The following is a 25,929-nucleotide window of genomic DNA, read 5'->3' as shown; positions in this document are numbered from 1 at the left end:
GTCGGCAGGGTTCGCCCCATGACGACTGACATCGCCTCGACCGGTGGCGCCCTGACCGTGGACGAGATGAAGGCCGACCTCTCCCTCGAGCAGCTCCAGCAGCTCGTCGGCCTCGTGGAGTACGACGCCGAGTCCGACCCGTTCCCGGTGACCGGCTGGGACGCGATCTGCTTCGTGGTCGGCAACGCCACCCAGGCCGCCCACTACTACGCCTCCGCCTGGGGCATGGAGCTCATCGCCTACTCCGGCCCGGAGAACGGCAACCGCGACCACAAGTCGTTCGTGCTCAAGTCGGGCTCGATCAAGTTCGTCCTCAGCGGCGCGGTCTCGCCCGACAGCGACCTGGTCGGCCACCACGCCCGCCACGGTGACGGCGTGGTCGACATCGCCCTCGAGGTGCCCGACGTCGACCAGTGCATCGCCCAGGCCACCAAGGCCGGCGCGACCATCCTGCGCCAGCCCGAGAACGTCTCCGACGAGCACGGCACCGTGCGCATCGCCGCGATCGCGACCTACGGCGAGACCCGCCACACGCTCGTGCAGCGCACCGTCGACGGCGTGACCTACGCCGGCCCGTACCTCCCCGGCTACGTCGCCGTCGAGCCGCGCTACCAGAACAAGGAGGGCCAGCCCAAGCGGCTGTTCCAGGCCCTCGACCACATCGTCGGCAACGTCGAGCTCGGCGAGATGGACAACTGGGTCGACTTCTACAACCGCGTCATGGGCTTCGTGAACATGGCCGAGTTCATCGGCGACGACATCGCCACCGACTACTCCGCCCTCATGTCGAAGGTCGTCGCCAACGGCAACCACCGGGTGAAGTTCCCCCTCAACGAGCCGGCGATCGCGAAGAAGAAGTCGCAGATCGACGAGTACCTGGAGTTCTACCGCGGCCCCGGCGCCCAGCACCTCGCCGTCGCCACCGGCGACATCATCGCCAGCGTCGACGCCCTGCGCGCCAACGGCGTGGAGTTCCTCAACACCCCCGACTCCTACTACGAGGACGAGGAGCTGCGCGCGCGCATCGGCGAGGTCCGCGTCCCGATCGAGGAGCTGCAGAAGCGCGGCATCCTGGTCGACCGCGACGAGGACGGCTACCTGCTCCAGATCTTCACCAAGCCGCTGGGCGACCGCCCGACGGTGTTCTTCGAGCTCATCGAGCGCCACGGCTCCCTCGGCTTCGGCAAGGGCAACTTCAAGGCGCTCTTCGAGGCCATCGAGCGCGAGCAGGACAAGCGCGGCAACCTGTGACGAGCAGCGGCGAGATCCTCAGCTGACTCGAGCGGTGGTCCACCCACCTTTCCGGAGCACGGAAGGTGGGTGGGCCACCGCTCGCCGCTTCCCGGACCCCTCCCTCCCGGTAGTCCATATCAAATGGGCTGTCCAAGGGCATCCGCGACGACCCATGTGATACGGACTACCGGGGTGGGGGTCTGAGAGGCTGGCGCCATGATGATCCGCGCGTCCGAGCTGGCCGCCATCAGGGCCGGCACGATCGACCTCGCCTTCCGGCGCTGGGCGCGCCCCCGGGTGGTCGTCGGCACCCAGCTGCGGACGTCGGTCGGGCTCGTGGAGGTCACCTCGGTCGAGGAGGTCGACGTCGCCACCCTCACCGAGGACGACGCCGCCCGCGCCGGGGCCGCGTCGCTGACCGCGCTCCTCGACGGGCTGGCCGCGCGTCCCGACGACCCGGCGTGGCGCATCGGGGTGGCGTACGCCGGCCCCGACCCGCGCGAGCTGCTGCGCGCCAGCGTCCCCGACGCCGGGGAGGTCGCCGCGATCCACGCCCGCCTCGACCGGCTCGACGCCGCGTCGCCGATCGGGCCGTGGACCCGCGCCACCCTCGACCTCATCGACCTCAACCCGGGCGTGCGCGCTCCCGAGCTCGCGGCGCAGGTCGGGCGCGAGACGCCCGACTTCAAGAAGGACGTCCGCAAGCTCAAGGAGCTCGGGCTCACCGAGTCGCTGGCGATCGGCTACCTGCTGTCCCCGCGCGGTGAGGCGGTCGTCGACGCCGGGCTCCCGGCGCCACGCGAGCGCGCCCCGCGGGAGGAGGGCACCCCGCTCCCGCGGACCATCGGCGCGCCCGCGACCCGCGCGCTGCGGGAGGTGGGCGCGACGACGCTCGAGAAGGTGGCGACGTACACCGCCGACGAGCTCGCCGCGATGCACGGCGTCGGGCCGATCGCCCTCACCCGGCTGCGCGAGGCGCTGGCCGGGCTGGGCCTGCGCTACGCGGGGGAGTGAGCCCCGCCCGGACGCACGGCACGGCACCGACGCTGGTACGTCGGTGCCGGGGCGCAGGTCAGGCGAGGTCGCCGACCAGCTCGCTCTCGGCCTCGGTGACGCCGTGGTGCTCGGGGGCGTTGCCGGCGAGCGCTGCGGAGATGGTGCGCGACCCCGCCGCCACCACGACCACGCCGACCGCGACCGCGGCCGCGCCGAACCAGAACGGGGCGTGCAGGTCGACGTTCTCGGCCAGCTTGAGCGCCACGTAGGGGCCCACCGCGCCGCCGGTGAAGCGGACGAAGGAGTAGGCCGCGGAGGCGACCGGCCGCTCGACGGGGGCCGCGCCCATGACCGCCTCGGTCACGAGGGTGTTGGTGACGCCGAGGAAGGCGCCGGCGACCACGATGCCCAGGGTGACGACCACCTCGTGCTCGGCGCCGAGCGCCATCACGGCCAGGTCGGCGGAGAACAGCGCCAGCACGGCCGTCAGGGTGGGCATGGTGCCGAAGCGGCGCTGCAGCACCGGGGCGAGCCACACCGAGGTGAAGGCCAGCAGCAGGCCCCAGCCGAAGAACGTCCAGCCGATGCCCATAATCGAGTACGTCGGCAGGGCGAACGGGCCGGCGGCCATCAGGGTGAAGAAGCCGAGGTTGTAGAAGATCGCGACCAGGGCGAGCAGCAGCAGCGCGCGGTGGCGCAGCGCCCGGAACGGGTCGAGGACGGAGGTGCGGCGCCCGGTGGGCGGAGTGGTCGGCAGGAAGAAGGCGGTCGCGACCAGGGCGATCGTCATCAGCACCGAGACGCCGAAGAACGGGCCGCGCCACGACACCTGGCCGAGCAGGCCGCCGATGAGCGGGCCGGAGGCGATGCCCAGGCCGAGGGCGGCCTCGAAGAGGATGATCGCCTGACCGACGGGACCGGCCGACGCGCTCACGATCGTGGCGAGGGCGGTCGCGACGAAGAGCGCGTTGCCCAGGCCCCATCCCGCGCGGAAGCCGATCACGGCGCCGACGCTGTCGGAGAAGCCGGCCAGCGCGGCCGAGACGATGATGAGCGCCAGCCCGGCCAGCAGCGTGCGCTTGGGGCCGATGCGGCTGGAGACGACTCCGGTGATCAGCATCGAGATGCCCATGACGGCCATGTAGCTGGTGAAGAGCAGCGATACCTGGCTGGGCGTGGCCTCGAGCTGGGCGGCGATCTCCTTGAGGATCGGGTCGACGAGCCCGATGCCCATGAACGCGATGACGCACGCGAAGGCCACGGCCCACACGGCGCGGGGCTGGTGGAGGATGGACGGGCTGCTGGCGCTGCTGTGACTGCTCACAGGGTGGCCTCCTGGGGGGTCGGGCGGAGGACGTCGCGCAGCACTGCGACGGCGGTGGCGACCTCCTGGGCGGTGTGGTGGGTGTCGGCGAGCCGGGCGGTGACCAGCGCGGCGTTGGCGCGGCGGATCCGGGCGAGCTCGGCGTGGCCGTCGTCGGTGAGGGCGACGACGTGGGCGCGACCGTCGGTGGGGTGGGGGCGACGGTCCACCAGGCCCTGCTCCTGCAGCGCCTTGACGGTCGCGGTCATCGTGGGCTGGCTGCACCGGTCGGCCGCCGCGAGGGCGGTCACGCCGGACGGGCCGTGCTCGTCGAGGAGCGACAGGGCGCGCACCCCGGCGGGGTGCTCGATCTCGCGCCGCACGGCCCGGGTCAGCCGGGCCGCGAGCACCACCAGGTCGCTGGCGAGCTCGGCGAGTGGGGGCAAGGAATCGGTCACCCGTCCACTATTACATAGGAGTCCTATGTAGATCGAGCCTGGACGACGAGACCCCGCTCACAGGCGCCGGAGGGCGGTGAGCGGGGTCTCGTACGGGCCGGGCGGGCGCCCGTGACCTCAGTGGGCGAGCAGCCCGACGCCGAGCACGCCCATCAGGACGGCGATGCCGGAGTCGAGGACGCGCCACGCCGACGGCCGGGCGAAGAGGCCCCGCAGCAGGCGGGCGCCGTAGCCGAGCCCGAAGAACCACAGGAGGCTCGCCAGCAGCGTGCCGGACAGGAACCACCAGCGGTCCTCGCCGAAGCTGTTGGCGACGGTGCCGAGCATGAGGACGGCGTCGAGGTAGAAGTGCGGGTTGAGCCACGTCAGGGCCAGGGTCAGCACGATCGCCTTGCCGACGGTCAGCGATGCGCCGCCCTCGGTCGTGAGCGCGGTCGGCTTCCATGCGCGCATCGCTGCGTGGATGCCGAACGCGATGAGGTAGAGCCCGCCGAGCACCTGGGCGACGGGCAGGACCGACGGCCAGCGCTCGAGCACGATGCCGAGGCCGGCGACGCCCGCGGTGATCGCCACGACGTCGGAGAGCAGGCAGGTCAGCACGATCGGCAGCACCTGCTCGCCGCGGATCCCCTGGCGCAGGAGGAAGGCGTTCTGCGCGCCGACGGCGACGATGAGGGCGAGTCCGGTGAGCAGGCCGGTGAGAGCGACGTGGAACATGCTGACAACGGTAGGCGCGTGCCTGCCGTCAATCCAGCGAACTATTTTGACGAATCATTAGGATCTCTAAGTATGAAAGACGTCACCCAGCTGGACCCTGTGGCCCTCCGCACACTCGCCGCCGCCGTGCGCCTCGGGACGTTCGAGGCCTCGGCCCGCGAGCTGCACGTGACGCCGTCCGCGGTGAGCCAGCGGATCAAGGCGCTGGAGACGCGGCTCGGGCGCGTGCTGCTCCACCGGGTCAAGCCGCTCGAGCCCACCGAGGCCGGGCTGGTGCTCGTGCGGCTGGCCACGCAGGGGGAGATCCTCGAGCGGGAGGCGCTCGCCGAGCTCGTCGAGGAGGACGACGAGGACGGGACGGCGTACACGTCGCTGCCGATCGCGGTGAACGCCGACGCGCTCTACGGCTGGTTCGTCGACGCGCTCGCCGACGTGCAGTCGCGCCACCGCGTGGTGTTCGAGGTCGTGCGCGAGGACCACACCCGGACGGCAGAACGGCTGCGGCGCGGCGAGGTGGTCGCCGCCATCACGGGGGAGCCCAAGCCCGTGCCCGGCTGCCGGGTGGTCCGGCTCGGCCGGTTGCGCTACGCCGCCGTCGCGACCGCCGGCTTCCATGAGGCCCACCTCGGCGACGGCGTCGGCTCGGCGTCGCTGGCCGAGGCGCCGATCGTGGCCTTCGACCGCAACGACTCGCTCCAGCACGACTTCATCCGGCGGGTCACGCGCCGCCACCTCGCACCCCCGGTGACCTACGTGCCGTCGGTGCGCGAGTTCGACCGGGCGATCCGCGTCGGCATGGGGTGGGGGCTCCTCCCCGAGGCCGACGTCGCCGAGGACCTGCGCCGCGGCACGCTCGTGGAGCTGGTGCCCGGTCGCCGTCCGGAGGTCGCGCTCTTCTGGCAGCACTGGCGGCTCGGGTCGACCCTGGTCGACGAGCTGACCCACGCTGTGGTGGACGCGGCCCGTCGCTGGATGGCCTCCACCTGATCGGCGCGTCGACAGGACGGCAACAACCCGTCCTCGATCTCGGAGTTCTCCGGACAGGCCCCGGGACGGTCCCTAGTGTGCTCAACGGGATCGAGCACCGAGCTCGAGCCGGACCTGAACGGGGAAACCGCTGTGACACGTCGTTCCGCTGCAGGCGCGTCGGCCCTCGCCGCCACGCTGCTCCTCGCCCTCACCGGGTGCGGTGGATCCGGTTCCGCCGCTGCCACCAAGACCTCCGACGTCCTCCTCGAGGGCGACCAGCTCGCCGCGATCTCCTCGCAGGTCGAGAAGATGGGCATCGTGGAGTGGCACGGCCAGCTGCTCACGAAGAACCCCGACAACGGCGGCAAGCGCATCTTCGACCTCGACGGCCGCTACAGCCCGGCCACCGGCTACAGCCAGCTCTCGATGGACTCGGTGATCGACGGCAAGGCCGAGCAGGTCGACTACCTCGTCGTCAGCGGCCGCACGTACTTCAACAGCGACGCCTGGGGTCCCGGCGCCGCCACCTGCTGGGCCGACGTCACCGACAAGCCCGACTACAGCTGGGCCCTCCCCACCGACCTCGACCCGACCTGGCCGGTCACCGACGCCCGTGCGATCCGCCTCTCCGGCGACGGCGTCGCGGTCGGCATCCCCGCCAAGCAGGTCATCACCGGCATGCCGCGCGGCCTGTTCCCGACGGTGCCCGCCGGGCTCGACGGGGTCGAGGCCGACGCCGTCATCACGCCGCACGGCCACCTGGTCGAGGTGGCCGTCGACGTCCTCAACATGTGGAACGACGTCCCGGAGGCCGAGCGGGCCGCGATCGACACCCGCAAGGCCGGCTGGTGGGCGATGACGATGAAGGAGTCGCAGGACGGCTCCAACATCACGCCGCCCGCGCGCGTCTTCGACCCGCAGGTCACGCCGCCCAGCCAGTGCAAGCGCGGCTGATCCCGGCCTGACCCTGTCCGGACGCCCGTCCAGGACGGCAGGATGCGTGCGTGCCCACCTACGTCGCCTTCCTGCGCGCCATCAACCTCGGCGCCACGCGCAAGTTCCCCAAGGCCGCGATCGTCGCCGCGACCGAGGCGGCCGGCGGTCGTGACGTCGAGACCTACATCAACACCGGCAACGTCCGGCTGACCCACGGTGCCCGCTCGGTGGCCAAGGTCCAGGCGGCCCTCGAGCAGGCGTACGCCGCCGAGGCCGGCTTCGAGGTGCCCACGGTGGTCTTCACGGCCCCCGACGTGGCCGCGCTCACCGCCCGCGCGGAGGAGCTGCACGCCGAGCACGACCCCTCGGGCCAGCACTACGTGACCCTCTACGCCGCGGCGCCCACGGCGGCCACCGCCAGGGCCGTCGAGGCGCTCGAGCACCGGGGCGAGACCGTCGTGGTGGACGGTCGCGCGGCCTACGTCCTGCTCGACGGCGACATCCACACCTCGAAGGTGCTGGCGTCGAGGGAGTTCAAGGCGCTGGGCCAGGGCACCGCGCGCACCGTGAAGGTGCTGCGGACGGTGACGGAGAAGTGGTGCTGAGGTCGCTCAGACGATCTCGACGCCGGCGCCGGCCATCTCGGTGAGCGCGGCCGACGTCGTCTCCTCGGCCACGCCCGCGCACAGGGCGGTCAGCACCCGGGTGTCGAACCCCTCGCGGGCGCCGTCGAGCGCGGTCGCGCGCACGCAGTGGTCGGTCGCGATGCCGCACACGTCGACCTCGTCCACGCCGCGAGCCCGCAGCCACTGGGCGAGCCCGGTGCCCGACGCCGTGGTGCCCTCGAAGCCGGAGTACGCCGCGGCGTGCGCGCCCTTGAAGAAGACCTCCGCGAAGGGCTGCGGGTCGAGGTTGTGGTGGAAGGCCGCGCCCTCCGTGCCGACCTTGCAGTGCACCGGCCACGACGTCGCGTGGTCGGGCTTGGCCGACCAGTGCTCGCCCGGATCCACGTGGTGGTCCTTGGTGGCCACCACGACGTCGTAGGGCGGTGCGCCGTCGCCCCCGGCCGTCCAGTGCCGCAGCAGCTCGTTGATGTCGGCTGCCACGCGGGCACCGCCGGCCACCGCGAGGGACCCGCCCTCGCAGAAGTCGTTCTGGACGTCGACCACGATCAGCGCTCGGACCATGTCGCGAGCCTAGCCGGGTCGGACGGAGTCCGGCGTGGCGTGGCGAGCGAGGTCGAGCAAGCGCGACCGCGCGCCGAGACCCGGCTCAGGACCCCTCGAACACCGTCGGCACGACCGGCTCTCCGGCCGACATCATCGTGACCGCCCGCGGCAGCTCGGCCAGCGCGGCGCGGTGCCGGGCGCGGGCCGCGTCGAGCGGCTCGCGACCCACGACGACACCGCCCTCGACGAGCGGCACGAGGAGCGCCCGGTCGTCGCCGTCGTCCTCGGGCGCGGTGCCGATGCCGACGACCTCCGCCTGGGCGACACCCAAGGCCGAGCGGCGGCGCAGGGCGTACTTGCGACCGCCGATCGAGGCCTTGTCGGTGGAGCGCTTGGCCACCGAGACCATCTCGCCGTCGTCGCCCTCGCGCGCGACCAGCTTGTAGACGAAGCCGCAGGTGGGGTGGCCCGACCCGGTCACCAGCTGCGTGCCCACGCCGTAGGCGTCGACCGGCGCGGCGGCCAGGGCGGCGATCGCGTGCTCGTCGAGGTCGCTGGTGACCACGATCCGGGTGGCGCTCGCCCCGAGCTGGTCGAGCTGCTCGCGCACCTCGCGCGCGACGAGGCCGAGGTCGCCGGAGTCGAGCCGGACGGCACCGAGGCCGGTGCCGGCCACCTCGACGGCCAGGCGCACCGCCTCGCGCACGTCGTAGGTGTCGACCAGCAGCGTGGTGCCGACACCGAGCGTCTCGACCTGGGCGGTGAAGGCCTCGCTCTCGCTGTCGTGCAGCAGCGTGAAGGAGTGGGCGGCGGTGCCCGTGCTGGGCACGCCGTGCAGCTGGCGCGCGGCGAGGTTGCTGGTCGCGTCGAAGCCGGCGACGTAGGCGGCGCGCGCCGCGGCGACCGCGGCCTGCTCGTGGGTGCGGCGCGAGCCCATCTCGATGCAGGGACGTCCACCGGCGGCGAGGACCATGCGGGAGGCCGCGGAGGCGATCGCGGAGTCGTGGTTGTAGATCGAGAGCAGCACCGTCTCCAGCAGCACCGCCTCGGCGAAGCTGCCCTCGACGACGAGGAGGGGGGAGTGGGGCAGGTAGACCTCGCCCTCCGGGTAGCCCCACACGTCGCCGGTGAAGCGGTACGACGCCAGCCACTCGAGCATGTCCGCGCTGACGACGCCCTCCAGGGCGGCGATCGCGGGCGCGTCGAAGCGGAAGGACTCGAGGGCGTCCAGCGCGCGGCCCACGCCCGCCACCACGCCGTAGCGGCGGCCCTCGGGCAGGCGCCGCGGGAACAGCTCGAAGACCGAGCGACGCTCTGCCGTCCCGGAGTGCCGTGCGGCCTGCACCATGGTCAGCTCGTAGTGGTCGGTCAGCAGCGCCGTGGACGGGTGGCTGGAGGCATGGCGTGGGCTCGTCACGACCGACACTGTGCCACGATGGGCCCCGTGTCAGCCGCCAGTCCCGTCGAGGTCGAACCGACCCTGACCCCTGACGAGATCACCTTCTTGTCCAAGCCGTGGGTGACCCTCGTCTGGGACGACCCGGTCAACCTCATGTCCTACGTCTCCTACGTCTTCCAGAAGTACTTCGGCTACGACAAGGCCAAGGCGGAGGAGCTGATGCTCGAGGTGCACACCGAGGGCCGCAGCGTCGTGTCGACCGGCACCCGCGAGGAGATGGAGCGCGACGTGCAGGCGATGCACGAGTACGGCCTGTGGGCGACCATGGAGAAGGCCTCCTGAGGATGAGCGGCTTCGAGCGCGACACGCGGACGATGCGCGTGATCGCCACCTTCACCGGCTTCGAGGCCGACCTGCTGCGCTCGCTCGCCTCGCAGATCGTCGAGCTGCTGCGCAACGAGCGCGCCGAGCCGCCCACGCCGTCCGCCGACCCGTTCGAGGCGCTGACGGCCGAGTTCTCCGGCGCCTCCACCGTCCCCGACGACCCGGTGCTCGCGCGGCTCTTCCCGGTGGCCTACCCCGCCGACGAGGACGCCGCGGCCGACTTTCGGCGCTTCACCGAGGGAGCGCTCCGCGACGGCAAGGCGGCAGCCGCCGCGCTGGTCATCGACACCCTCGAGGAGGGCGGCCTGCCCCCCGAGCTCGACCAGGACGGGCTGATGGTCGACGTCGAGCTCGACGAGGCGTCGGCCGAGACCTGGATGCGCGCCTTCACCGACATCCGGCTCGCCCTGGCCACCCGGCTCGGCGTCGAGGCCGACGACGAGCACTACTGGCACTCGCTGCCCGACGACGACCCCCGTGCGCAGGCCCACGACATCTACGAGTGGGTGGGTTACCTCCAGGAGACGCTGGTCGAGGCCCTCACCCGATGACGCTGCGATGACCCCGGTCCCGGAGTTCGTGCTCGCGCTCCGCGAGAAGGTGGGCCGCGACCACCCGCTCTGGCTGCCCGGCGTCACCGCCGTCGTGCGCCGCGGCGACCAGGTCCTGCTGGTGCGCCGCTCCGACAACGGCCAGTGGACCCCCGTGACGGGCATCATCGACCCGGGCGAGGAGCCCGCGGTCACCGCGGCCCGCGAAGCGCTCGAGGAGACCGGCGTGCGGATCCGCGTCGACCGGCTCGTCTCCACCTCCGCCCACCCCGAGCTCGTGCACGCCAACGGCGACCGCGCGGCCTACCTCGACCTCACCTTCGCCTGCACCTGGCTGGAGGGGGAGGCGCACGTCGCCGACGACGAGTCGAGCGAGGTGCGCTGGTTCCCGGTCGGCTCGCTGCCACCGATGAGCGAGGTGATGCTCGCGCGGATCGACGCCGCGCTCAGCGGCCAGCGCGAGGCGCGGTTCGTGGCGCCCGACGGCGGGGCCGACGAGCAGCCACCGCCGGTCCTCGCGCCCGAGGCCCCGGTGCTCGGCGTCGACGCGTGCAGGGGCGGCTGGGTCGGCGTGGTGGTCGACCCCGACCGGCGCACGTCCGTCCTGACCGCCGCCACGATCACCTCCCTGGTCGCCCTCGCGCGCGAGTCCCACGACGTCGCCGTGGTCGCGATCGACATCCCGATCGGACTCCCCGACGCCGGCGGACGTCGCGCGGACGCCGAGGCGCGTCGCGCGCTGGTGGGCAAGTCGTCGTCGCTGTTCTCCACCCCGGTGCGCGCCGCCCTCGAGGCGCCGACCTACGAGGCGGGCCGGGCGGCCAACCTCGCCGCGACCGACGGCCGGACGAGCGTCAGCGCCCAGGCCTACGCCCTGCGCGAGAAGGTGCTGCAGGTCGACGCGTGGGTGCGCGGTCGGCCGGGCGTCGAGGTCGTGGAGGTGCACCCCGAGCTGAGCTTCGCGCGGATGGCCGGCTCCCCGCTGCTGGCCAGCAAGAAGGAGGGCGAGGGCGTACGGGCCCGGCGCGAGGCGCTCGCGGCCCACGGCATCGTCGCGCCGCCGTGGTTCCGCGGCTCCGGCTTCGGCGAGGACGACCTGCTGGACGCGTGCGCGGCCGCCTGGTCGGCCGTACGGCACTCGCTCGGGCTCTCCGAGTCGTTCCCGGCCGAGCCCGAGGTCTTCTCCGACGGGCTCCCGGCCGCGATCCGCGTCTGACCCCGCAAGAGAGCCAGCAGGCTCAGCCCGAGTGGGTCAGCACGCCGTAGCGCTCGCGGGTGGACAGCGCCCAGCGCGAGACCGGCACCGACGCGAGGGCCAGGACGAGCATCAGGCCCGCGAGGACCAGCCACCCCACCTCGCCCAGGTCGACGCAGAGGTAGGTGACGACCGGCGGGCCGACCACGGCCACGACGCTGAAGCCGAGCCCGGCGAAGCCCTGGTACTGGCCCTGCCTCTCGTGCGGAGCGAGTCCCATCTGCAGACCCCACTGCCCGCCCGAGCCGATCATCTCGCCGACGACGTGCACCAGCGACCCGACCACCAGCACGACGATCGCCACGGTGGCGTCGCCGCGGTCGGCGAGCGCCACGATCGCGAAGCCGGCGGCGATCCAGACCGCCCCGCGCACCAGCGCCCGGGAGCCCGCCTCGACCGAGTCGGCGCGCTGCGAGAGCCGCACCTGGAACAGCGCCACGCACGCGGTGTTGAGGATCAGCAGGATCGCCACCATCACCGGCGGCGCCTCGGTGCGCTGGGAGATGTAGAGCGCGAGCCCGATGTCCATGACGAAGAAGTGCACGGCGAACAGGCCGGTGAGGGCCACGACCACGACGTAGGGCCAGTCGCGCAGCACCGCCATCCGCGGCTCGCCCTCGATCCGCACGTACGACGGCAGGTCGGGCAGGCGGGTGGTGTTCCAGGCGGCGAAGGCGGTGAAGACCGCGTTGAGGACGAAGACCGAGACGTAGGCCCACGACTCGTCGATGACCAGCGCGGCGCCGCCGAAGACCGAGCCGAGCCCGATCGCGGTGTTGGTCACCGCGCGGAGGTAGGCCTTGAACAGCACGCCGCGCCCGCCGGTGGCCAGCTGGGCGATGACCCCCTGCTGCACCGAGCCGGCCGACCGCTCGAACAGGGCGAGCACGCCGAGGAGCACGGCGAGCTGCCAGGGCGAGCGGGCCAGGACCGGAAGGGCGCTGGCCAGCGCCGCGCCGACCATGCACCACGTGAGCACGCGCCGCGGGCCGCGGGTGTCGCCCAGGTGGCCCGCCGGGACCTGCACGACGATCCCGACGATCGCCGCCACCGACATGGCCAGGGCCACCTCGGAGGCGGAGAAGCCCACCTTGCGGGTGAAGTAGAGCGCGCTCGTCGTCATCACCGCCCCGGCGCCGAACCGGTTCGCGAAGGACCCGAGCGCCAGCACCCGGAGGTCGCGCTCGAGCGGGATGCCGCGCCGGGTCAGGGGCGGCGGTGGGACGACGGACATGCACACCCCCGGAACTCTCGACATCAAGAGTTATCTGGTGGGACGACGCCGGGTCAAGTCGGTTGCGCGACCTACACTCGCCGCGTGCTGACCATCCCCGAGGACATCCGCGACGCGATCGTCGCGCACGCCCGTCGCGACCACCCCGACGAGGCCTGCGGCGTCGTCGCCGGTCCCGAGGGCAGCGACCGTCCCACCCGCTTCATCCCCATGGTCAACGCCGCCGGGAGCCCCACGTTCTACGAGTTCGACTCCACCGAGCTGCTCGCGCTCTACAAGGACATGGACGCCCGCGACGAGGAGCCGGTGGTCGTCTACCACTCCCACACCGCCACCGAGGCCTACCCCAGCCGCACCGACATCGGGCTGGCCAGCGAGCCGAACGCCCACTACGTGCTCGTCAGCACCCGCGAGCACGGGAATAGCGAGGGCCCGGTGGAGTTCAGGTCCTACAGAATCATCGACGGGGTCGTGACCGAGGAAGACGTCACGATCACCCCGTCGACCGCGTCGTGACGAGAAAGTGAGCACCCCCTGATGGCCATCGAGGTCCGCATCCCCACCATCCTCCGCACCTACACCGACGGTGCGAAGTCGGTCGAGGCGTCGGGCGCCACGCTGACCGCCCTGATCGACGACCTGGACGGCAACCACCCGGGCATCAAGGACCGCCTGGTCGACACCAAGGACGGGACGGCCGACCTGCGGCGCTTCGTCAACGTCTACGTCAACGACGAGGACGTGCGCTTCATCGGCGGCCTCGACGCCGAGCTGTCCGACGGCGACCAGGTCGTCGTGCTCCCCGCCGTCGCCGGCGGAGCCTGACCACCTCCTGATGACCCGCTACGACGACCACCTCGCCTCCGTCGGCAGCACGCCGCTCGTCGGGCTGCCCCGGCTCTCGCCGAGCCCCGACGTACGCCTGTGGGCCAAGCTCGAGGACCGCAACCCGACCGGCTCCGTCAAGGACCGGCCGGCGCTGCGGATGATCGAGCAGGCCGAGGCCGACGGCCTGCTGCGACCGGGCTGCACCATCCTCGAGCCCACCAGCGGCAACACCGGCATCTCGCTGGCGATGGCCGCCAAGCTCAAGGGCTACCGGATCGTGTGCGTGATGCCGGAGAACACCTCCGAGGAGCGCCGTCAGCTGCTCCGGATGTGGGGCGCGGAGATCGTGTCGTCGCCGGCCGCCGGCGGCTCCAACGAGGCGGTGCGGGTCGCCAAGCAGATCGCCGGCGAGCACCCCGACTGGGTCATGCTCTACCAGTACGGCAACCCGGCCAACGCGCTCGCGCACGAGGAGGGCACCGGTCCGGAGCTGCTCGCCGACCTCCCGGAGATCACCCACTTCGTGGCCGGCCTCGGCACCACCGGCACCCTGACCGGCGTCTCGCGCTTCTTCCGTCGCGCCAAGCCCGAGGTGCGCATCGTCGCCGCCGAGCCCCGCTACGGCGAGCTGGTCTACGGGCTGCGCAACCTCGACGAGGGCTTCGTGCCCGAGCTCTACGACGCCTCGCTGATCGACTCGCGCTTCAGCGTGGGCCCGCGCGACGCCGTACGACGCGTGCGCGAGCTGCTCGAGCTGGAGGGGATCTTCGCCGGCATCTCGACCGGCGCGATCCTGCACGCCGCGCTGGGCCAGGCGGCGAAGGCGGTCAAGGCGGGGGAGCGCGCCGACATCGCGTTCATCGTGTGCGACGGCGGGTGGAAGTACCTCTCCACGGGTGCCTACGAGGGCACCGTCGACGAGGCCGAGGACCGCCTCGACGGCCAGCTCTGGGCCTGATCCCGACGTCAGGGACGCCTTCACGCACCCAGGGGTGGGTCGGGGCTTGAGCAGCCTCTCGCCGGTGGTGTAGACCTCTGCCACCACCCGCTCACTGGAGACCACGGTGAGCTTCCTGGCGGACAGGAAGGACCACAGCCGTGGTCAGCGTGAACCGACGTCATCTCACCTCGGCCGGGTCGTCGGACCAGGCCACCGTGCCGCAGCGGGACCGGCTCGTCGAGGACCTCATCGAGGCCCACTTCGACGTCGCGGTGTCCATCGCCCGCCGCTACCGCAACCGGGGCATCGACACCGACGACCTCGAGCAGGTCGCCCTCCTCGGCCTCACCAAGGCCGCGCACCGCTTCGATCCCGGAGCGGGCCACGACTTCCTGTCGTTCGCGGTCCCCACGATCCGCGGGGAGGTCCGGCGGCACTTCCGCGACTGCGGCTGGACGGTCCGTCCGCCCCGCCGGGTGCAGGAGCTGCAGGCGCGGATCGGCCGCGCCCAGGACGAGCTCCCGGCCCGGCTCGGTCGCGCCCCGCGTGCCAGCGAGATCGCTGAGCACCTCGACGTGACCACCGACGACGTGGTGGAGGCGCTGTCGGTCGACGGCTGCTTCACGCCCGCGGCGTTCGAGACCCCGGTGGGCGACGGCACCGCCACGGTGGGCGAGCTGCTGGGCTCGCCCGACGCGGCCTTCGGCGCCGTCGAGGCCTCCGTCATGCTGGAGCCCGCCGTGCGTCGCCTGTCCGCGCGCGACCGCCGGATCGTCTACCTCCGCTTCTACGAGGAGCGCTCGCAGCGCGAGATCGGCGACGCGGTGGGGCTCACGCAGGCGCAGGTGTCCCGCGTGCTGGCGCGGATCCTGGCCGACATCCGCGACGTGCTCGGCAGCGAGGCGCCGGTCGCGTGAGCGCGCCCGGTCCGGTCCCCAGGGGTGGGCCGGACCGGCGCCGCGGTCAGGCGCCGCGGTGAGGTGGCGGTCAGGGCGCCGCGGTGAGGCGCAGGTCCTGGTCGACGTCGTGCTCGCTGCCCTCGAGGGCCGGCACGTCGAGCAGGTCGAGCGCGAGGTTGGCGACCACGCCGTTGCGCACCGGCTGACGGGACTGGGCGTAGGTGGTGCGGCGCTTGCCCGGGTCCCGGTACGCCGGGTTGATGTCGTAGAGGTCGACGCCGCGGTCGACGGCCGAGCCGCGCGCCATGAACACGATGCGGTAGTCGTCGAGCAGGCGCGGGTCGTCGTGGCTCGGACCGTGGCCGCCGTGGTCGCTGGTGAGCAGGATCGTGGTGCCGGCGCGGCGCGCCGGGTCGGCGTTGATCGCCTTCACCACGCGACCGACGAGCCGGTCGGACTGGCGCACGGCGCGGAGGTAGGGCTTCGACATCCAGCCGTGGGCGTGCCCGGCCGCGTCGGGCGGCGACAGGTGCAGGAACCTGAAGTCTCGCTCGGTGGCGAGGTCGCCGACGAACTGGTCGACCAGGCTGGCGTTGTCGAGGTCGATCACGGTGCGGTCGATGGCGTCGGGCCACGAGCGCTGCCACAGGCTGAACTTGGTCTTGGCCGCGAAGAGCGCGGTCGAGCCGCCGGCGTCGTGGACGGCGGAGAACACCGACGCGACCTCGTGCCCGGCAGCCGCCTGGACGGTCGCGGGCGTCGGGCGGTCGTCGTTCCAGGTCACGCCGTGGCCGCCGGTGGCGGCGTCGATCCGGCGACCGGTCACCATCCCGGTGTGGTTGGGCAGCGTCACGGTCATCTCGCGCTCGGTGCGGGCGTTCGTCGTCGACGCGCCGGCGCGCATGAAGCGGTAGAGGTTGGGCAGCTGCTTGCGACCCAGCTGACGCACCGCGGCCACGCTCATCCCGTCGATGGAGATCGCCACCACGGAGTCGGAGTCGCCGACCAGGTCGCGTCGTACGGGCTGCCCGGCGCTCGCCGCGCGCTGGTCGCCCGCGCCGCCCGGCGCGGTGCCGGCGTGGTCGACGCTGGAAGCGGGGCCGCCCACCAGGACGAGGCCGGCGGCTGCCAGCGCGGAGACGAGGGACGTGGCCACACGGTGTCGACGGTTCACCGTTCGACCCTAACCCGAGCCAGCCGCCGAGCCGGAGATGTGACGGGGCCGACGCGTCCGGGGGCGTGACCGCGCCCAGCGGTTCGCCTAGCCTCTGAGTCGTGCCGACCGCCCCTGCCGACGCCGACGCCCCGATCGGCATCTTCGACTCCGGGTTCGGGGGCCTGACGGTCGCCCGCTCGGTCATCGACCAGCTGCCGCACGAGTCGGTGGTCTACCTCGGCGACACGGCGCGCCAGCCCTACGGCCAGAAGCCGATCGGCGAGGTCCGCGAGTACGCCCTCGAGTGCCTCGACCACCTCTACGACCAGGGCGTCAAGGCGCTGGTCATCGCCTGCAACTCCGCCAGCGCCGCGATGCTCCGCGACGCCCGCGAGCGCTACGACGTGCCGGTGGTCGAGGTGATCCTGCCGGCGGCGCGACGCGCTGCGGCCGCGACCCGCAACCACCGGGTCGGGGTGATCTGCACCCGCGCGACGGCGAGCTCGATGGCCTACGACGACGCCTTCGCCGCCGCGCCCCACATCGACCTCCACATCCGCGCCTGCCCTCGCTTCGTCGAGTTCGTCGAGCAGGGGGTGACCGGGGGCGAGGAGCTGCTCGCCGCGGCCCACGAGTACCTCGACCCGCTGGTCGAGGCCGGGGTCGACACCCTCGTGCTGGGCTGCACGCACTATCCGCTGCTCACCGGCGTCATCTCCTACGTGATGGGCGACGCCGTCACGCTGGTCAGCTCGGCGGAGGAGAGCGCCAAGGACGTCTACAAGATGCTCGCGCGCACCGGGCTGATGCGCGAGGACGGCGAGCCGGCGTACTCCTTCTCCACGACGGGGAGCCCGGAGGACTTCGCCACCATCGGTCGCCGCTTCCTGGGCTCCGAGCTGCTGGGCGCCAGCCAGTTCGCCGGGGGCCTGCGGTGAGCGACCACCCGTTCCGGCTGACGGTCGTCGGCTGCTCGGGGTCCTACCCCGGCCCCGACTCGCCGGCCAGCTGCTACCTCCTCGAGGCCGAGCACACCTCGGAGGCGGGGGAGACCCGCACCTGGCGGGTGCTGGTCGACCTCGGCAACGGCGCCCTCGGCCACCTGCACCGCCACGTCGACCCGCTGACCGTCGACGCGGTCCTCCTCAGCCACCTGCACGCCGACCACTGCCTCGACCTCTGCGGCTACTACGTGATGCGCAAGTACCACCCGACCGGTCCGCAGCCGCGGATCCCGGTCTGGGGGCCGGCTGGCACCGCCGAGCGGATGGCGCGGGCCTACGACCTGCCCGTCGACCCCGGCATGGGGGAGGAGTTCGACTTCCGCCCCTACGACGGCGCGTTCGAGGTGGGCCCCTTCCGGGTGGAGCCGCACGAGGTCGAGCACCCGGTGACGGCCTACGCGCTGCGGGTCACCGCCCACGCCCGCACGCTCGCCTACTCCGGCGACACCGGCCCGTGCGAGGCGCTGGTGCGCGCGGCCGACGGGGCCGACCTCCTGCTCGCCGAGGCGTCGTTCGAGACCGGGCGCGACAACCCGCCCGACCTCCACATGACCGGCACCGACTGCGGGGAGACCGCCGGTCGGGCCGGCGTCGCGCGCCTGGTCCTCACCCACGTGCCGCCGTGGCACGACCCCGCCGTCGCCGAGGCCGAGGCGCGCGCCGCGTGGGACGGGCCGGTCGCGCTCGCGCGGGCCGGGGCCACGTACGACGTGTAGGCGCCCCGGGGGCCGGGGTCGCTCAGACCAGCCCGGCGTCGTGGACGACCATCGCGACCTGCACGCGGTTGGTCGCGCCGAGCTTGGTGAGCAGCCGCGACACGTGGGACTTCACGGTGGGGATCGAGAGGTAGAGCTCGGAGGCGATCTCGGAGTTGCTCAGCCCGCGCCCGACGCAGACCGCCACCTCGAGCTCGCGCTCGGTGAGGACGGTCAGGCGCTGCGCGGCGACCGCCGAGCGGTCGCTCGAGGACCCGTGGCGCAGGCGGGCCACCAGGCTGCGGGTCGCCGACGGCGACATCATCGCGTCACCCGCGGCGACGGTGCGGATGGCGCCCACGATGTCGCCGGGGGGCGTGTCCTTGAGCAGGAAGCCGTCGGCGCCGGCCGCGACGGCCCGGACGACGTGCTCGTCGGCGTCGAAGGTCGTCAGCACGACCACCGACGGCGGCGCCTCGGCGGCGTGGATGTGGCGGGTGGCCTCCAGGCCGTCCATGCCCGGCATCCGGATGTCCATGAGGACCACGTCGGGGTCGAGCTCCCGCACCATCTCGACGCCGCTCTGCCCGTCGCCGGCCTCGCCGACCACCTCGATGTCGGACTGGCCGCCGAGCATCAGCGACAGCGCCGAACGCACGAGCGGGTCGTCGTCGACGAGGAGCACCCGGATCACGCGGTCCACGGTAGCCATGCCTCCAGAACGAAGGTGGACCCGTCCGTCCGGTGGTCCAGGCGGCCACCGCGCAGCTCGGCGCGCTCGCGCAGCCCGACCAGGCCCAGCCCGGCGCCGGGCGCGCCCGCGGAGCGGTGGGCGAGGGAGTTGGCCAGCCGCACGGTGATACCGGTGTCGGGGTCGCCGATCGAGCTGATCGCCACCACCGAGCCCGGGGCGTGCTTGCGGGCGTTGGTGAGGCCCTCCTGCACGATGCGGTAGACCGCCCGCCCGGTCGCCGGCGGCACCGACGACGACGCGTCGACGTCGTCCACGAAGTCCACGTCGAGGCCGAGCGCGCGTGCCTCGGCCACGAGGGTCGGGATGTCGGCGTAGGTCGGCTGGGGCTGCGCGGACTGCTGGCCGTCGGCGTCGTCGCGCAGCACGCCGAGGACGTCGCGCAGCTCGTGCAGGGCGTCGTTGGCCTGCCCCTGGATCTGCTCGAGCCCGGCGCGCAGGCGCTCGCTGTCGAGGTCGTCACGGAACGCCAGCGCGCCGGCGTGCATCGAGACCTGGGTGATCCGGTGGGCCAGCACGTCGTGCATCTCCCGCGCGATCCGCGCCCGCTCGGTGGACCTGGCCTGCGCCAGGCGCAGGTCCTGCTCGGTCTCCGCGCGCTCGGCGCGGCTGCGGAGGTTGCGCAGGAGCTCGCGCCGGGAGCCGAGGTAGAGGCCCCAGCCCATCATCCCGGCGTTGACGGCGAGGTTGACGCCGACGGTGATCAGCGGGTCGTGGTGGGTGAACGGGGCGACGTCGGCGTAGGTCTGCGCGGCGACGAAGTTCGCGACGCCCACCGTGACGACCTGCCACGTGATGCGGTGGGTGGCCACCGACACCGCGGCCAGCGTCGCCGGCCCGGCGGCGATCCCCGAGACGGCGCTCATCGCGGCCACGGCGAGCGCCACCGGCACCGGCGCCCGGCGGCGGAACCAGACGGCGACGTAGGCCGCGACCCCGAGGACGACCTCGGCGACGAGCAGGCCACGCTGCTCGCGCCACTCCACGCCGGCCACCGAGCCCCACACGACCGCGGAGATCACCAGGCAGAGCGCGTAGCGCCACGCCTGCTCGGCCCAGTCCGGCACGGGACGGGGCTCGGCGGGCGGGCGGGACGGCACGGCGTCAGGGTAGCCCTGCGATTTCCTACTTTGGTCGCAGTCGCGAGCGTCGTTGGGTCGATGCGCCGCTCGCGAGCACGCGCGCATGCTGGTCGCATCGCGTGGGAGGGAGCCGCGCGGCGTGGGGCTGCGCACCGTCCGGTCCCACCGGGGTAGGGACCTGCAGGGTCGGGTCCGGTGGCTCACGGGGGTGACCGGACCCGGCTCTCCCGCCCCCCTCGGAGCTGTCGGGGCGACCCCCTAGGGTCGTGCCATGACCTCTGCACCGACGCCCCGCGCCGACGGACGAGCCGACGACGAGCTCCGCCCGATCACCCTCACCCGTCACTGGCTCGACCACGCGGCCGGCTCGGTCCTGGTCGAGTTCGGCGGCACCAAGGTGCTGTGCGCGGCGTCCGCGTCCGAGGGCGTGCCCCGCTGGCGGAAGGGCTCGGGGCTCGGGTGGGTCACCGCGGAGTACGCCATGCTCCCGGCCGCCACCAACACCCGGTCGGACCGTGAGTCGGTCAAGGGCCGCATCGGCGGGCGCACCCACGAGATCTCGCGCCTCATCGGCCGCTCGCTCCGCGCGGTCATCGACTACCAGGCCCTCGGCGAGAACACCATCGTGCTCGACTGCGACGTCCTCCAGGCCGACGGCGGCACCCGCACCGCGGCGATCACCGGCGCCTACGTCGCCCTCGCCGACGCGGTCGCGCACCTGCGCTCGACCGGTGCCCTGGCCGGGGAGCCGTTGACCGGGTCGGTCGCCGCGGTCAGCGTCGGCATCATCGACGGCGTGCCGCGCCTCGACCTCCCCTACGTCGAGGACGTCCGCGCCGAGACCGACATGAACGTCGTGATGACCGGCGACGGGAAGTTCGTGGAGGTGCAGGGCACCGCCGAGGGCGCCGCCTTCGACCGGGCCGAGCTCGACGCCCTGCTGGCGCTCGCCGAGAAGGGCTGCGTCGACCTGACGCGCCTGCAGCAGGAGGCCCTGGCCCGATGAAGGTCTTCCTCGCCTCGGGCAACGCCAAGAAGATCGGCGAGATGCAGCGCATCCTGGCCGAGCACGTGCCCGACGTCGAGGTGCTCGGCATCGCCGACGTCCCCGGCTACGTCGAGCCCGTCGAGGACCAGCCGACCTTCGAGGGCAACGCCCTGCTCAAGGCGCGCGCCGGCGTCGCGGCGACCGGGCTGCCGTCGGTCGCCGACGACAGCGGGCTGTGCGTCGACGCCCTCAACGGGATGCCGGGCGTGCTCTCCGCGCGGTGGTCAGGGCCCCCGAAGTCCGACGACCGCAACAACGAGCTGCTGCTCGCCCAGCTCCACGACGTGCCCGACGAGCGGCGCGGGGCTCACTTCGCCTGCGCCATCGCATGGGTGATGCCCGACGGCCGCGAGCGCGTGGTCGAGGGCCGGATGGCCGGCCGGATCATCCGTGAGCCGCGGGGGAGCGGCGGCTTCGGCTACGACGTCCTCTTCGTCGCCGACGAGCACTCCGACGCCGCCGACGGGCGCGGGTTCACGTCCGCCGAGCTCGACCCGGCCGAGAAGGACCGGATCTCCCACCGAGGTCGCGCCCTGCGCGAGCTCGCCCCCCACGTGGCGCAGGACCTCGCGGGAGCCTGACGCCCGTCGTGGTGCCGAAGGCGGGATTCGAACCCGCACGCCCAGGGGGCACGGCGTCCTAAGCGCCGCGTGTCTGCCTTTCCACCACTTCGGCCGATCAGGTCGTGAGTCTACGAATCGATGCCCATGGCCCTGAGGGCGGCTGCGTGTCCGGAGAACTTGCCCCTGCTGCGCCCCGCGAAGTTCGGAGTCTGTCGGTGGCAGTTCGGGCATAGGAAGCGGAGGTTGTCGATCACGATGTTGCAGTAGTCGCCGTCGACGTGGTCGACCTCGAGCGTCAGCGGCATGCCCAACCACGTGCCGTCGCATCCGCAGAGACCGCACTCGTAGGCGACGCCCGACTCGATCAACGCTCTCGTCAGCTTCGGCGGTGAGGCGCGGCGTGCACCGTCGGCCGACCGCACCAAGATCTGCTCGGGCGTCAGGCGACGTGAGGAGTGCGATGTGGGGTTGTAGAGGCGGAAGTGCGAGGTGTCGATGCCGAACGCCTTGATGGTGCGGCTGATGTGGGCATGTGATCCGCCTGTCGGCCGGACACCCAGGTGCCGGAGGACCCCGGCCACCGAGGTGGACGCGCGCACGGCGTCGGACAGCAGCTCCTCGGTGTACTTGCGGCGGGTCCCCATTCCCTGACGGTAGGCCTGGGCACCGACAGAGGCGCTCAGTCGAGGCCGAGGTCCCGGCGCAGCTTGGCGACGTGGCCGGTGGCCTTGACGTTGTACTGCGCGAGCTCGACGTTGCCGTCCTCGTCGATGACGAAGGTCGAGCGGATGACGCCCTCGACCTCCTTGCCGTAGAGCTTCTTGGTGCCGTACGCCCCGTAGGCCCGGTGCACCGCGAGGTCCTGGTCGGAGAGGAGGGTGAGGGTGAGCTGGTCGCGCTCACGGAACTTCGCGAGCTTGGCCGGCGCGTCCTTGGACACGCCGAGCACCTCGTAGCCGGCGCCGCGCAGCGAGTCGAGCGACTCGGAGAAGTCGCACGCCTGCGTGGTGCAGCCCGGCGTCATCGCGGCGGGGTAGAAGTACAGGATCACCTTCTTGCCCCGCAGGTCCGACAGGCTGACCTGCTCCTCGGTGTCGCTGGTGAGGGTGAAGTCGGGGGCGGCGTCGCCGGTCGTGAGGCGGTCGGTCATGCGGGTCTCCTGCTCGTGGGGGTGAACCGGTGTGGTTGTTGCAAGTCTCTTGCAATAAGGTCGGAGGGTGCCGACCCGGTAGGGGGATCCGTGTCGGCCACCAGACATCCAACCAGCCCGGGAGATGACGACGTGCACGTCCCAGACGGCTTCCTCGACGCACCCACGTCGGTCGCCACCGGCGTCGTCGCCGCTGCCGCGGTCGCGGTGTCGCTGCGCGGCGCCCGGCGCGAGCTCGACGACCGCACGGCCCCGATGGCGGGACTGGTCGCGACGTTCGTCTTCGCCGCCCAGATGATCAACTTCCCGGTCGGGGCCGGCACCAGCGGCCACCTCATGGGCGGCGCGCTGGCCGCGGTCCTGGTCGGTCCCTGGACGGCCGTGCTCTGCCTGTCGGTCGTGCTCCTCGTGCAGGGCCTGCTCATGGCCGACGGTGGCATCACCGCCCTCGGCACCAACATCACGCTCATGGGCGTCACGACCGTCGTCGTCGGGTGGGCCGTGTTCGTCCTGCTGCGCCGGGTGCTGCCGTCGCGGCTGTCGATGGTCGCACCGGCCGCCGCCGCCGGGGCCTTCGTCAGCGTCCCGGTCGCCGCTGTCGTCTTCACCGGTCTCTTCGCCGTGGGTGGCACCGCACCCGTCGACCTCGGGGCGGTCGCCACCGCGATGATCGGGTGGCACTGCCTGATCGGCCTGGGAGAGGCGGCCGTCACCGGTCTGGTCGTCGCCAGCGTGGTCCGCTCGCGTCCGGACCTGGTGCGCGGTGCGCGGCCCCTCATCGAGCGGCGCGAGCTGCAGACCCGCACCGTGGAGGTGGAGGCACCGTGAGCACCCGTCCGGCCGGCGGTCCGAGCAACCGCGCGTTCTTCGTCTCGTTCCTCCTGGTCTCGCTGCTGGTCGCGGGCGTGGTCAGCTTCTACGCCAGCTCCCACCCCGACGGCCTCAACTACGTCGCGGAGAAGACCGGCTTCATCGACGCCGAGAAGCCCCACGCGTCGTCCGACAGCCCGTTCGCCGGGTACGCCACGAAGGGCGTGGAGGACGACCGGCTGTCGGGCGGCATCGCCGGCGTGGTGGGCGTCCTCGTCATGCTCGCCCTCAGCACAGGGTTGTTCTGGGTGCTGCGACGCCGCGCGCCCCACGAGCCCACCGACGCGCCCGAGCAGCACCCCGCGGACGCCTGATGGGCGCCGGTCACGGTCACCGGCTGCACTTCCACGGCCACAGCCCGGTCCACCGCGCCCCCGCCCACCTCAAGCTGCTGGCCCTGCTGGCGTTCATGCTCGTCGTGGTCGCGACCCCGCGCCAGGCCTACGTCGTGCTCGCCGCGGAGGCGGCCCTGCTGCTCGGTGTCGTGCTCCTCTCGCGCGTGCCGCTGCGCTACCTCCTGCCGCGCATGGTGGTCGAGGTGCCGTTCGCGTTCTTCGCGCTGCTGATGCCGTTCATCTCCCACGGCCCGCGGACCGAGGTCCTGGGCGTGAGCGTCTCGGAGGCCGGCCTGCACGCGGGCCTGGCCCTGCTCGTCAAGGGCAGCATCGGCGTGCTCGCCTCGCTCACCCTCGCCGCCACCACCGAGCCCCAGGAGCTGCTGCGGGGGCTCCAGCGGCTGCGGATGCCCGAGCTGGTGGTCCAGATCATGGGCTTCATGATCCGCTACCTCGACGTGGTCACGGCCGAGATGGCGCGGATGCTCACGGCCATGCGCTCGCGCGGCTGCGACCCACGATCGCCCCGCCACTGGCCGGTGCTGGCGCGCTCGCTCGGTGCCCTCTTCATCCGGTCCTACGAGCGCGGCGAGCGCGTCCACCTCGCCATGCTCTCGCGCGGGTACGACGGTAGGTTGCCGCAGTGAGCACCCCCGTCCTGGACGTCCGCGACCTGGCCTACGCCTACCCCGACGGTCACCAGGCCCTGTTCGGCGTGGACCTCCACGTGCACCGCGGCGAGCGGGTCGCGCTGCTCGGGCCCAACGGCGCCGGCAAGACCACCTTGGTGCTGCACCTCAACGGCATCCTCACCGCCGGCCGCGGCACGGTCGAGGTGAGCGGCCTCCCGGTCGCCAGGCAGCACCTCAAGGAGGTGCGCCGCCGGGTCGGCGTCGTCTTCCAGGACCCCGACGACCAGCTGTTCCTCGGCACGGTCCGCCAGGACGTCGCGTTCGGCCCGGCCAACCTCGGGGTCAAGGGCGCCGAGCTCGACCGCCGGGTGATGGACGCACTCGACCGGGTCGGCATGGCCGACTTCGTCGACCGCCCGCCGCACCACCTCTCCTACGGCCAGCGCCGCCGGGTGGCCGTCGCCACGGTGCTCGCGATGGAGCCCGAGGTGCTGGTGCTCGACGAGCCCTCCTCCAACCTCGACCCGGCCTCGCGCCGTGAGCTCGCCGACATCCTGCGCAGCCTCGACGTCACCGTCTTGATGGTCACCCACGACCTGCCCTACGCGCTCGAGCTGTGCCCCCGCAGCGTGGTGCTGAGCGAGGGGGTCGTGGTGGCCGACCGCCCCACCTTCGACGTGCTGACCGACGAGCCGTTGATGGCCGCCCACAGGCTGGAGCTGCCGTGGGGCTTCGACCCCCGCCGCATTGGTAGCCTTCCTGCGTGACCCAGGACATGAGCGCGCTCGAGCGCGAGATCGAGGAGACGCGCCAGCGGCTCGCCTCGACCATCGACCAGCTCGCCCACCGCGCCCACCCCAAGACGATCGTCGGGCGACAGGTGGAGAGCGTGAAGGCGCACTTCGTCGAGCCCGTGAGCGGCGCCCCCCGCACCGACAACATCCTCAAGGCCGCCGGCGCCGTCGTCGGCGTGGTGGTGCTGCTCGCCGTCGTGCGCAGGGTCGCGCGCTGAGCACCGTGCCGGGCGGCATGACCGGGGGCACCGCCCCCATCAAGATGCTGCACGACCGCCTCCTCGTCGAGGTCGACCAGGAGGCGGGCGAGCGGCGCTCCAGCGGCGGCATCGTCATCCCCGCGACCGCCGCCATGGGCGCGCGTCGCCTGGCCTGGTCGCGCGTCATCGCCGTCGGCCCCCACGCCCGTGCCGTCGAGGTCGGCGACCGGGTGCTCTTCGACCCGGAGGAGAAGGCCGAGGTCGAGGTGCAGGGCGAGGTCTACGTCGTCATGCGCGAGCGTGACGTCCACGCGGTGGCCGCCGAGCGCCTCGAAGGCGGCTCGACGGGCCTCTACCTCTAGCCCACCCCCTCCGAGG

The 25,929-nt window shown here is 72.8% G+C and carries 33 protein-coding genes and 1 tRNA gene; 22 read left to right on the top strand and 12 right to left on the bottom strand.

Annotation, left to right across the window (positions count from 1 at the left end):
* Positions 1–18 precede the first annotated feature (18 nt).
* Both hppD and ACFFJG_RS04445 read left to right on the top strand, forming a co-directional pair.
* Entirely contained in the window at positions 19–1,251 is a 1,233-nt protein-coding gene (gene hppD, locus ACFFJG_RS04450; RefSeq protein ID WP_378517393.1) for a 4-hydroxyphenylpyruvate dioxygenase, read from the top strand.
* Between the two features lie 198 nt (positions 1,252–1,449).
* Complete coding sequence (locus ACFFJG_RS04445; RefSeq protein ID WP_378517392.1) at positions 1,450–2,247, top strand: hypothetical protein; 798 nt, start codon at positions 1,450–1,452, stop codon at positions 2,245–2,247.
* A 58-nt stretch (positions 2,248–2,305) separates the two neighbouring features.
* Here ACFFJG_RS04445 and ACFFJG_RS04440 read toward each other — a convergent pair whose 3' ends face one another.
* The 3 genes from ACFFJG_RS04440 to ACFFJG_RS04430 form a co-directional block, all read right to left on the bottom strand.
* Entirely contained in the window at positions 2,306–3,553 is a 1,248-nt protein-coding gene (locus tag ACFFJG_RS04440; RefSeq protein ID WP_378517391.1) for an MFS transporter, read from the bottom strand.
* A complete protein-coding gene (locus tag ACFFJG_RS04435) occupies positions 3,550–3,990 on the bottom strand; it encodes a MarR family winged helix-turn-helix transcriptional regulator (protein WP_378517390.1) in 441 nt (146 codons plus the stop codon). Before ACFFJG_RS04435 ends, ACFFJG_RS04440 begins: the two co-directional genes overlap by 4 nt.
* A 117-nt stretch (positions 3,991–4,107) precedes the next feature.
* Positions 4,108–4,707 (bottom strand): LysE/ArgO family amino acid transporter, encoded by a 600-nt coding sequence (locus ACFFJG_RS04430; RefSeq protein WP_378517389.1) that lies wholly within the window; start codon positions 4,705–4,707, stop codon positions 4,108–4,110.
* A gap of 72 nt (positions 4,708–4,779) precedes the next feature.
* Between ACFFJG_RS04430 and ACFFJG_RS04425 the strand changes: the two genes are divergently transcribed.
* The 3 genes from ACFFJG_RS04425 (at position 4,780) to ACFFJG_RS04415 (ending at position 7,217) form a co-directional block, all read left to right on the top strand.
* Positions 4,780–5,694, top strand: coding sequence for a LysR family transcriptional regulator ArgP (locus ACFFJG_RS04425; protein ID WP_378517388.1), 915 nt, complete (start codon positions 4,780–4,782; stop codon positions 5,692–5,694).
* Between the two features lie 132 nt (positions 5,695–5,826).
* Positions 5,827–6,630, top strand: coding sequence for a hypothetical protein (locus ACFFJG_RS04420; protein ID WP_378517387.1), 804 nt, complete (start codon positions 5,827–5,829; stop codon positions 6,628–6,630).
* Between the two features lie 50 nt (positions 6,631–6,680).
* Complete coding sequence (locus ACFFJG_RS04415) at positions 6,681–7,217, top strand: DUF1697 domain-containing protein (RefSeq protein WP_378517386.1); 537 nt, start codon at positions 6,681–6,683, stop codon at positions 7,215–7,217.
* 6 nt (positions 7,218–7,223) lie between these two features.
* Here the strand turns inward: ACFFJG_RS04415 and ACFFJG_RS04410 are convergent, their stop codons facing one another.
* Complete coding sequence (locus tag ACFFJG_RS04410) at positions 7,224–7,799, bottom strand: isochorismatase family protein (protein ID WP_378517385.1); 576 nt, start codon at positions 7,797–7,799, stop codon at positions 7,224–7,226.
* A gap of 85 nt (positions 7,800–7,884) precedes the next feature.
* Entirely contained in the window at positions 7,885–9,198 is a 1,314-nt protein-coding gene (locus ACFFJG_RS04405; RefSeq protein WP_378517384.1) for a nicotinate phosphoribosyltransferase, read from the bottom strand.
* Between the two features lie 18 nt (positions 9,199–9,216).
* Here ACFFJG_RS04405 and clpS point away from each other — a divergent pair, with 18 nt between their 5' ends.
* The 3 genes from clpS to ACFFJG_RS04390 are packed head-to-tail and all read left to right on the top strand — an operon-like array spanning position 9,217 to position 11,331.
* Positions 9,217–9,522 carry an ATP-dependent Clp protease adapter ClpS gene (gene clpS, locus ACFFJG_RS04400; protein WP_378517383.1) on the top strand — a complete coding sequence of 102 codons (306 nt, stop codon included), beginning with the start codon at positions 9,217–9,219 and terminating at the stop codon, positions 9,520–9,522.
* A 2-nt stretch (positions 9,523–9,524) separates the two neighbouring features.
* The gene (locus tag ACFFJG_RS04395) at positions 9,525–10,115 is read left to right on the top strand and encodes a DUF2017 domain-containing protein (RefSeq protein ID WP_378517382.1); all 591 of its coding nucleotides are present in this window, start codon (positions 9,525–9,527) and stop codon (positions 10,113–10,115) included.
* 7 nt (positions 10,116–10,122) lie between these two features.
* Positions 10,123–11,331 carry a DUF429 domain-containing protein gene (locus tag ACFFJG_RS04390; RefSeq protein ID WP_378517381.1) on the top strand — a complete coding sequence of 403 codons (1,209 nt, stop codon included), beginning with the start codon at positions 10,123–10,125 and terminating at the stop codon, positions 11,329–11,331.
* A gap of 22 nt (positions 11,332–11,353) precedes the next feature.
* On the opposite strand, the gene ACFFJG_RS04385 is transcribed toward ACFFJG_RS04390, so the two are convergent.
* Positions 11,354–12,604 (bottom strand): MFS transporter, encoded by a 1,251-nt coding sequence (locus ACFFJG_RS04385; protein ID WP_378517380.1) that lies wholly within the window; start codon positions 12,602–12,604, stop codon positions 11,354–11,356.
* Between the two features lie 84 nt (positions 12,605–12,688).
* Between ACFFJG_RS04385 and ACFFJG_RS04380 the strand changes: the two genes are divergently transcribed.
* From ACFFJG_RS04380 to ACFFJG_RS04365, 4 genes are all read left to right on the top strand, one after another.
* Complete coding sequence (locus ACFFJG_RS04380) at positions 12,689–13,120, top strand: M67 family metallopeptidase (protein ID WP_378517379.1); 432 nt, start codon at positions 12,689–12,691, stop codon at positions 13,118–13,120.
* A gap of 21 nt (positions 13,121–13,141) precedes the next feature.
* Positions 13,142–13,429: a MoaD/ThiS family protein gene (locus tag ACFFJG_RS04375; RefSeq protein ID WP_378517378.1), complete on the top strand. Its 288-nt coding sequence runs from the start codon at positions 13,142–13,144 to the stop codon at positions 13,427–13,429.
* Positions 13,430–13,439: 10 nt separating this feature from the next.
* Positions 13,440–14,390, top strand: coding sequence for a PLP-dependent cysteine synthase family protein (locus tag ACFFJG_RS04370; protein WP_378517377.1), 951 nt, complete (start codon positions 13,440–13,442; stop codon positions 14,388–14,390).
* A 197-nt stretch (positions 14,391–14,587) separates the two neighbouring features.
* A complete protein-coding gene (locus ACFFJG_RS04365; RefSeq protein WP_378517376.1) occupies positions 14,588–15,289 on the top strand; it encodes a sigma-70 family RNA polymerase sigma factor in 702 nt (233 codons plus the stop codon).
* Between the two features lie 70 nt (positions 15,290–15,359).
* Here the strand turns inward: ACFFJG_RS04365 and ACFFJG_RS04360 are convergent, their stop codons facing one another.
* On the bottom strand, positions 15,360–16,445 hold the full coding sequence (locus tag ACFFJG_RS04360; protein WP_378517375.1) for an alkaline phosphatase family protein: 1,086 nt from the start codon (positions 16,443–16,445) through the stop codon (positions 15,360–15,362).
* A gap of 101 nt (positions 16,446–16,546) precedes the next feature.
* On the opposite strand from ACFFJG_RS04360, the gene murI reads away from it, so the two are divergent.
* Together murI and ACFFJG_RS04350 are read left to right on the top strand one after the other, a co-directional pair.
* The gene (gene murI / locus ACFFJG_RS04355) at positions 16,547–17,365 is read left to right on the top strand and encodes a glutamate racemase (protein WP_378517374.1); all 819 of its coding nucleotides are present in this window, start codon (positions 16,547–16,549) and stop codon (positions 17,363–17,365) included.
* Positions 17,362–18,147 (top strand): MBL fold metallo-hydrolase, encoded by a 786-nt coding sequence (locus ACFFJG_RS04350; protein ID WP_378517373.1) that lies wholly within the window; start codon positions 17,362–17,364, stop codon positions 18,145–18,147. The genes murI and ACFFJG_RS04350 overlap by 4 nt, the downstream gene beginning before the upstream one ends.
* A gap of 22 nt (positions 18,148–18,169) precedes the next feature.
* Here ACFFJG_RS04350 and ACFFJG_RS04345 read toward each other — a convergent pair whose 3' ends face one another.
* Positions 18,170–18,820 carry a response regulator gene (locus ACFFJG_RS04345; protein WP_378517372.1) on the bottom strand — a complete coding sequence of 217 codons (651 nt, stop codon included), beginning with the start codon at positions 18,818–18,820 and terminating at the stop codon, positions 18,170–18,172.
* Positions 18,817–19,977: an ATP-binding protein gene (locus ACFFJG_RS04340; RefSeq protein ID WP_378517371.1), complete on the bottom strand. Its 1,161-nt coding sequence runs from the start codon at positions 19,975–19,977 to the stop codon at positions 18,817–18,819. The genes ACFFJG_RS04345 and ACFFJG_RS04340 overlap by 4 nt, the downstream gene beginning before the upstream one ends.
* A gap of 253 nt (positions 19,978–20,230) precedes the next feature.
* Between ACFFJG_RS04340 and rph the strand changes: the two genes are divergently transcribed.
* Together rph and rdgB are read left to right on the top strand one after the other, a co-directional pair.
* Positions 20,231–20,965, top strand: coding sequence for a ribonuclease PH (gene rph / locus ACFFJG_RS04335; protein ID WP_378517370.1), 735 nt, complete (start codon positions 20,231–20,233; stop codon positions 20,963–20,965).
* Positions 20,962–21,588: an RdgB/HAM1 family non-canonical purine NTP pyrophosphatase gene (rdgB, locus tag ACFFJG_RS04330; protein WP_378517369.1), complete on the top strand. Its 627-nt coding sequence runs from the start codon at positions 20,962–20,964 to the stop codon at positions 21,586–21,588. Before rph ends, rdgB begins: the two co-directional genes overlap by 4 nt.
* Before the next feature lie 9 nt (positions 21,589–21,597).
* Here the strand turns inward: rdgB and ACFFJG_RS04325 are convergent.
* The 3 genes from ACFFJG_RS04325 to bcp all read right to left on the bottom strand — a co-directional run bounded on the left by ACFFJG_RS04325 (position 21,598) and on the right by bcp (position 22,720).
* Positions 21,598–21,682, bottom strand: a tRNA-Leu gene (locus ACFFJG_RS04325).
* 16 nt (positions 21,683–21,698) lie between these two features.
* Entirely contained in the window at positions 21,699–22,214 is a 516-nt protein-coding gene (locus ACFFJG_RS04320; protein WP_378517368.1) for a hypothetical protein, read from the bottom strand.
* A 35-nt stretch (positions 22,215–22,249) separates the two neighbouring features.
* Positions 22,250–22,720, bottom strand: coding sequence for a thioredoxin-dependent thiol peroxidase (gene bcp / locus ACFFJG_RS04315; protein WP_378517367.1), 471 nt, complete (start codon positions 22,718–22,720; stop codon positions 22,250–22,252).
* A gap of 132 nt (positions 22,721–22,852) precedes the next feature.
* Between bcp and ACFFJG_RS04310 the strand changes: the two genes are divergently transcribed.
* The 6 genes from ACFFJG_RS04310 to ACFFJG_RS04285 are packed head-to-tail and all read left to right on the top strand — an operon-like array spanning position 22,853 to position 25,913.
* Positions 22,853–23,548, top strand: coding sequence for an energy-coupling factor ABC transporter permease (locus ACFFJG_RS04310; protein ID WP_378517366.1), 696 nt, complete (start codon positions 22,853–22,855; stop codon positions 23,546–23,548).
* Positions 23,545–23,904: a PDGLE domain-containing protein gene (locus ACFFJG_RS04305; RefSeq protein WP_378517365.1), complete on the top strand. Its 360-nt coding sequence runs from the start codon at positions 23,545–23,547 to the stop codon at positions 23,902–23,904. Before ACFFJG_RS04310 ends, ACFFJG_RS04305 begins: the two co-directional genes overlap by 4 nt.
* Complete coding sequence (gene cbiQ / locus ACFFJG_RS04300; RefSeq protein WP_378517364.1) at positions 23,904–24,572, top strand: cobalt ECF transporter T component CbiQ; 669 nt, start codon at positions 23,904–23,906, stop codon at positions 24,570–24,572. Before ACFFJG_RS04305 ends, cbiQ begins: the two co-directional genes overlap by 1 nt.
* Positions 24,569–25,324: an energy-coupling factor ABC transporter ATP-binding protein gene (locus tag ACFFJG_RS04295; protein ID WP_378517363.1), complete on the top strand. Its 756-nt coding sequence runs from the start codon at positions 24,569–24,571 to the stop codon at positions 25,322–25,324. Before cbiQ ends, ACFFJG_RS04295 begins: the two co-directional genes overlap by 4 nt.
* Entirely contained in the window at positions 25,321–25,569 is a 249-nt protein-coding gene (locus ACFFJG_RS04290; RefSeq protein WP_378517362.1) for a DUF3618 domain-containing protein, read from the top strand. The genes ACFFJG_RS04295 and ACFFJG_RS04290 overlap by 4 nt, the downstream gene beginning before the upstream one ends.
* Before the next feature lie 17 nt (positions 25,570–25,586).
* Positions 25,587–25,913, top strand: coding sequence for a GroES family chaperonin (locus ACFFJG_RS04285; RefSeq protein ID WP_378517361.1), 327 nt, complete (start codon positions 25,587–25,589; stop codon positions 25,911–25,913).
* Positions 25,914–25,929 lie beyond the last annotated feature (16 nt).

Source organism: Nocardioides zeicaulis, from assembly GCF_042432345.1.
Lineage (GTDB): Bacteria > Actinomycetota > Actinomycetes > Propionibacteriales > Nocardioidaceae > Nocardioides > Nocardioides zeicaulis.
This window is presented reverse-complemented; position numbering and strand designations above follow the sequence as displayed.

Bases quoted from the DNA above. Each gene is read 5' to 3' on its own strand.
- ACFFJG_RS04385 (WP_378517380.1), bottom strand. From the start codon at position 12,604: ATGTCCGTCGTCCCACCGCCGCCCCTGACCCGGCGCGGCATCCCGCTC.
- cbiQ (WP_378517364.1), top strand. From the start codon at position 23,904: ATGGGCGCCGGTCACGGTCACCGGCTGCACTTCCACGGCCACAGCCCG.
- ACFFJG_RS04445 (WP_378517392.1), top strand. From the start codon at position 1,450: ATGATGATCCGCGCGTCCGAGCTGGCCGCCATCAGGGCCGGCACGATC.
- ACFFJG_RS04285 (WP_378517361.1), top strand. From the start codon at position 25,587: ATGACCGGGGGCACCGCCCCCATCAAGATGCTGCACGACCGCCTCCTC.
- ACFFJG_RS04375 (WP_378517378.1), top strand. From the start codon at position 13,142: ATGGCCATCGAGGTCCGCATCCCCACCATCCTCCGCACCTACACCGAC.
- rph (WP_378517370.1), top strand. From the start codon at position 20,231: ATGACCTCTGCACCGACGCCCCGCGCCGACGGACGAGCCGACGACGAG.
- ACFFJG_RS04430 (WP_378517389.1), bottom strand. From the start codon at position 4,707: ATGTTCCACGTCGCTCTCACCGGCCTGCTCACCGGACTCGCCCTCATC.
- ACFFJG_RS04395 (WP_378517382.1), top strand. From the start codon at position 9,525: ATGAGCGGCTTCGAGCGCGACACGCGGACGATGCGCGTGATCGCCACC.
- hppD (WP_378517393.1), top strand. From the start codon at position 19: ATGACGACTGACATCGCCTCGACCGGTGGCGCCCTGACCGTGGACGAG.
- ACFFJG_RS04370 (WP_378517377.1), top strand. From the start codon at position 13,440: ATGACCCGCTACGACGACCACCTCGCCTCCGTCGGCAGCACGCCGCTC.
- ACFFJG_RS04425 (WP_378517388.1), top strand. From the start codon at position 4,780: ATGAAAGACGTCACCCAGCTGGACCCTGTGGCCCTCCGCACACTCGCC.
- rdgB (WP_378517369.1), top strand. From the start codon at position 20,962: ATGAAGGTCTTCCTCGCCTCGGGCAACGCCAAGAAGATCGGCGAGATG.
- ACFFJG_RS04390 (WP_378517381.1), top strand. From the start codon at position 10,123: ATGACCCCGGTCCCGGAGTTCGTGCTCGCGCTCCGCGAGAAGGTGGGC.
- ACFFJG_RS04410 (WP_378517385.1), bottom strand. From the start codon at position 7,799: ATGGTCCGAGCGCTGATCGTGGTCGACGTCCAGAACGACTTCTGCGAG.
- bcp (WP_378517367.1), bottom strand. From the start codon at position 22,720: ATGACCGACCGCCTCACGACCGGCGACGCCGCCCCCGACTTCACCCTC.
- clpS (WP_378517383.1), top strand. From the start codon at position 9,217: ATGGGCCCCGTGTCAGCCGCCAGTCCCGTCGAGGTCGAACCGACCCTG.
- ACFFJG_RS04320 (WP_378517368.1), bottom strand. From the start codon at position 22,214: ATGGGGACCCGCCGCAAGTACACCGAGGAGCTGCTGTCCGACGCCGTG.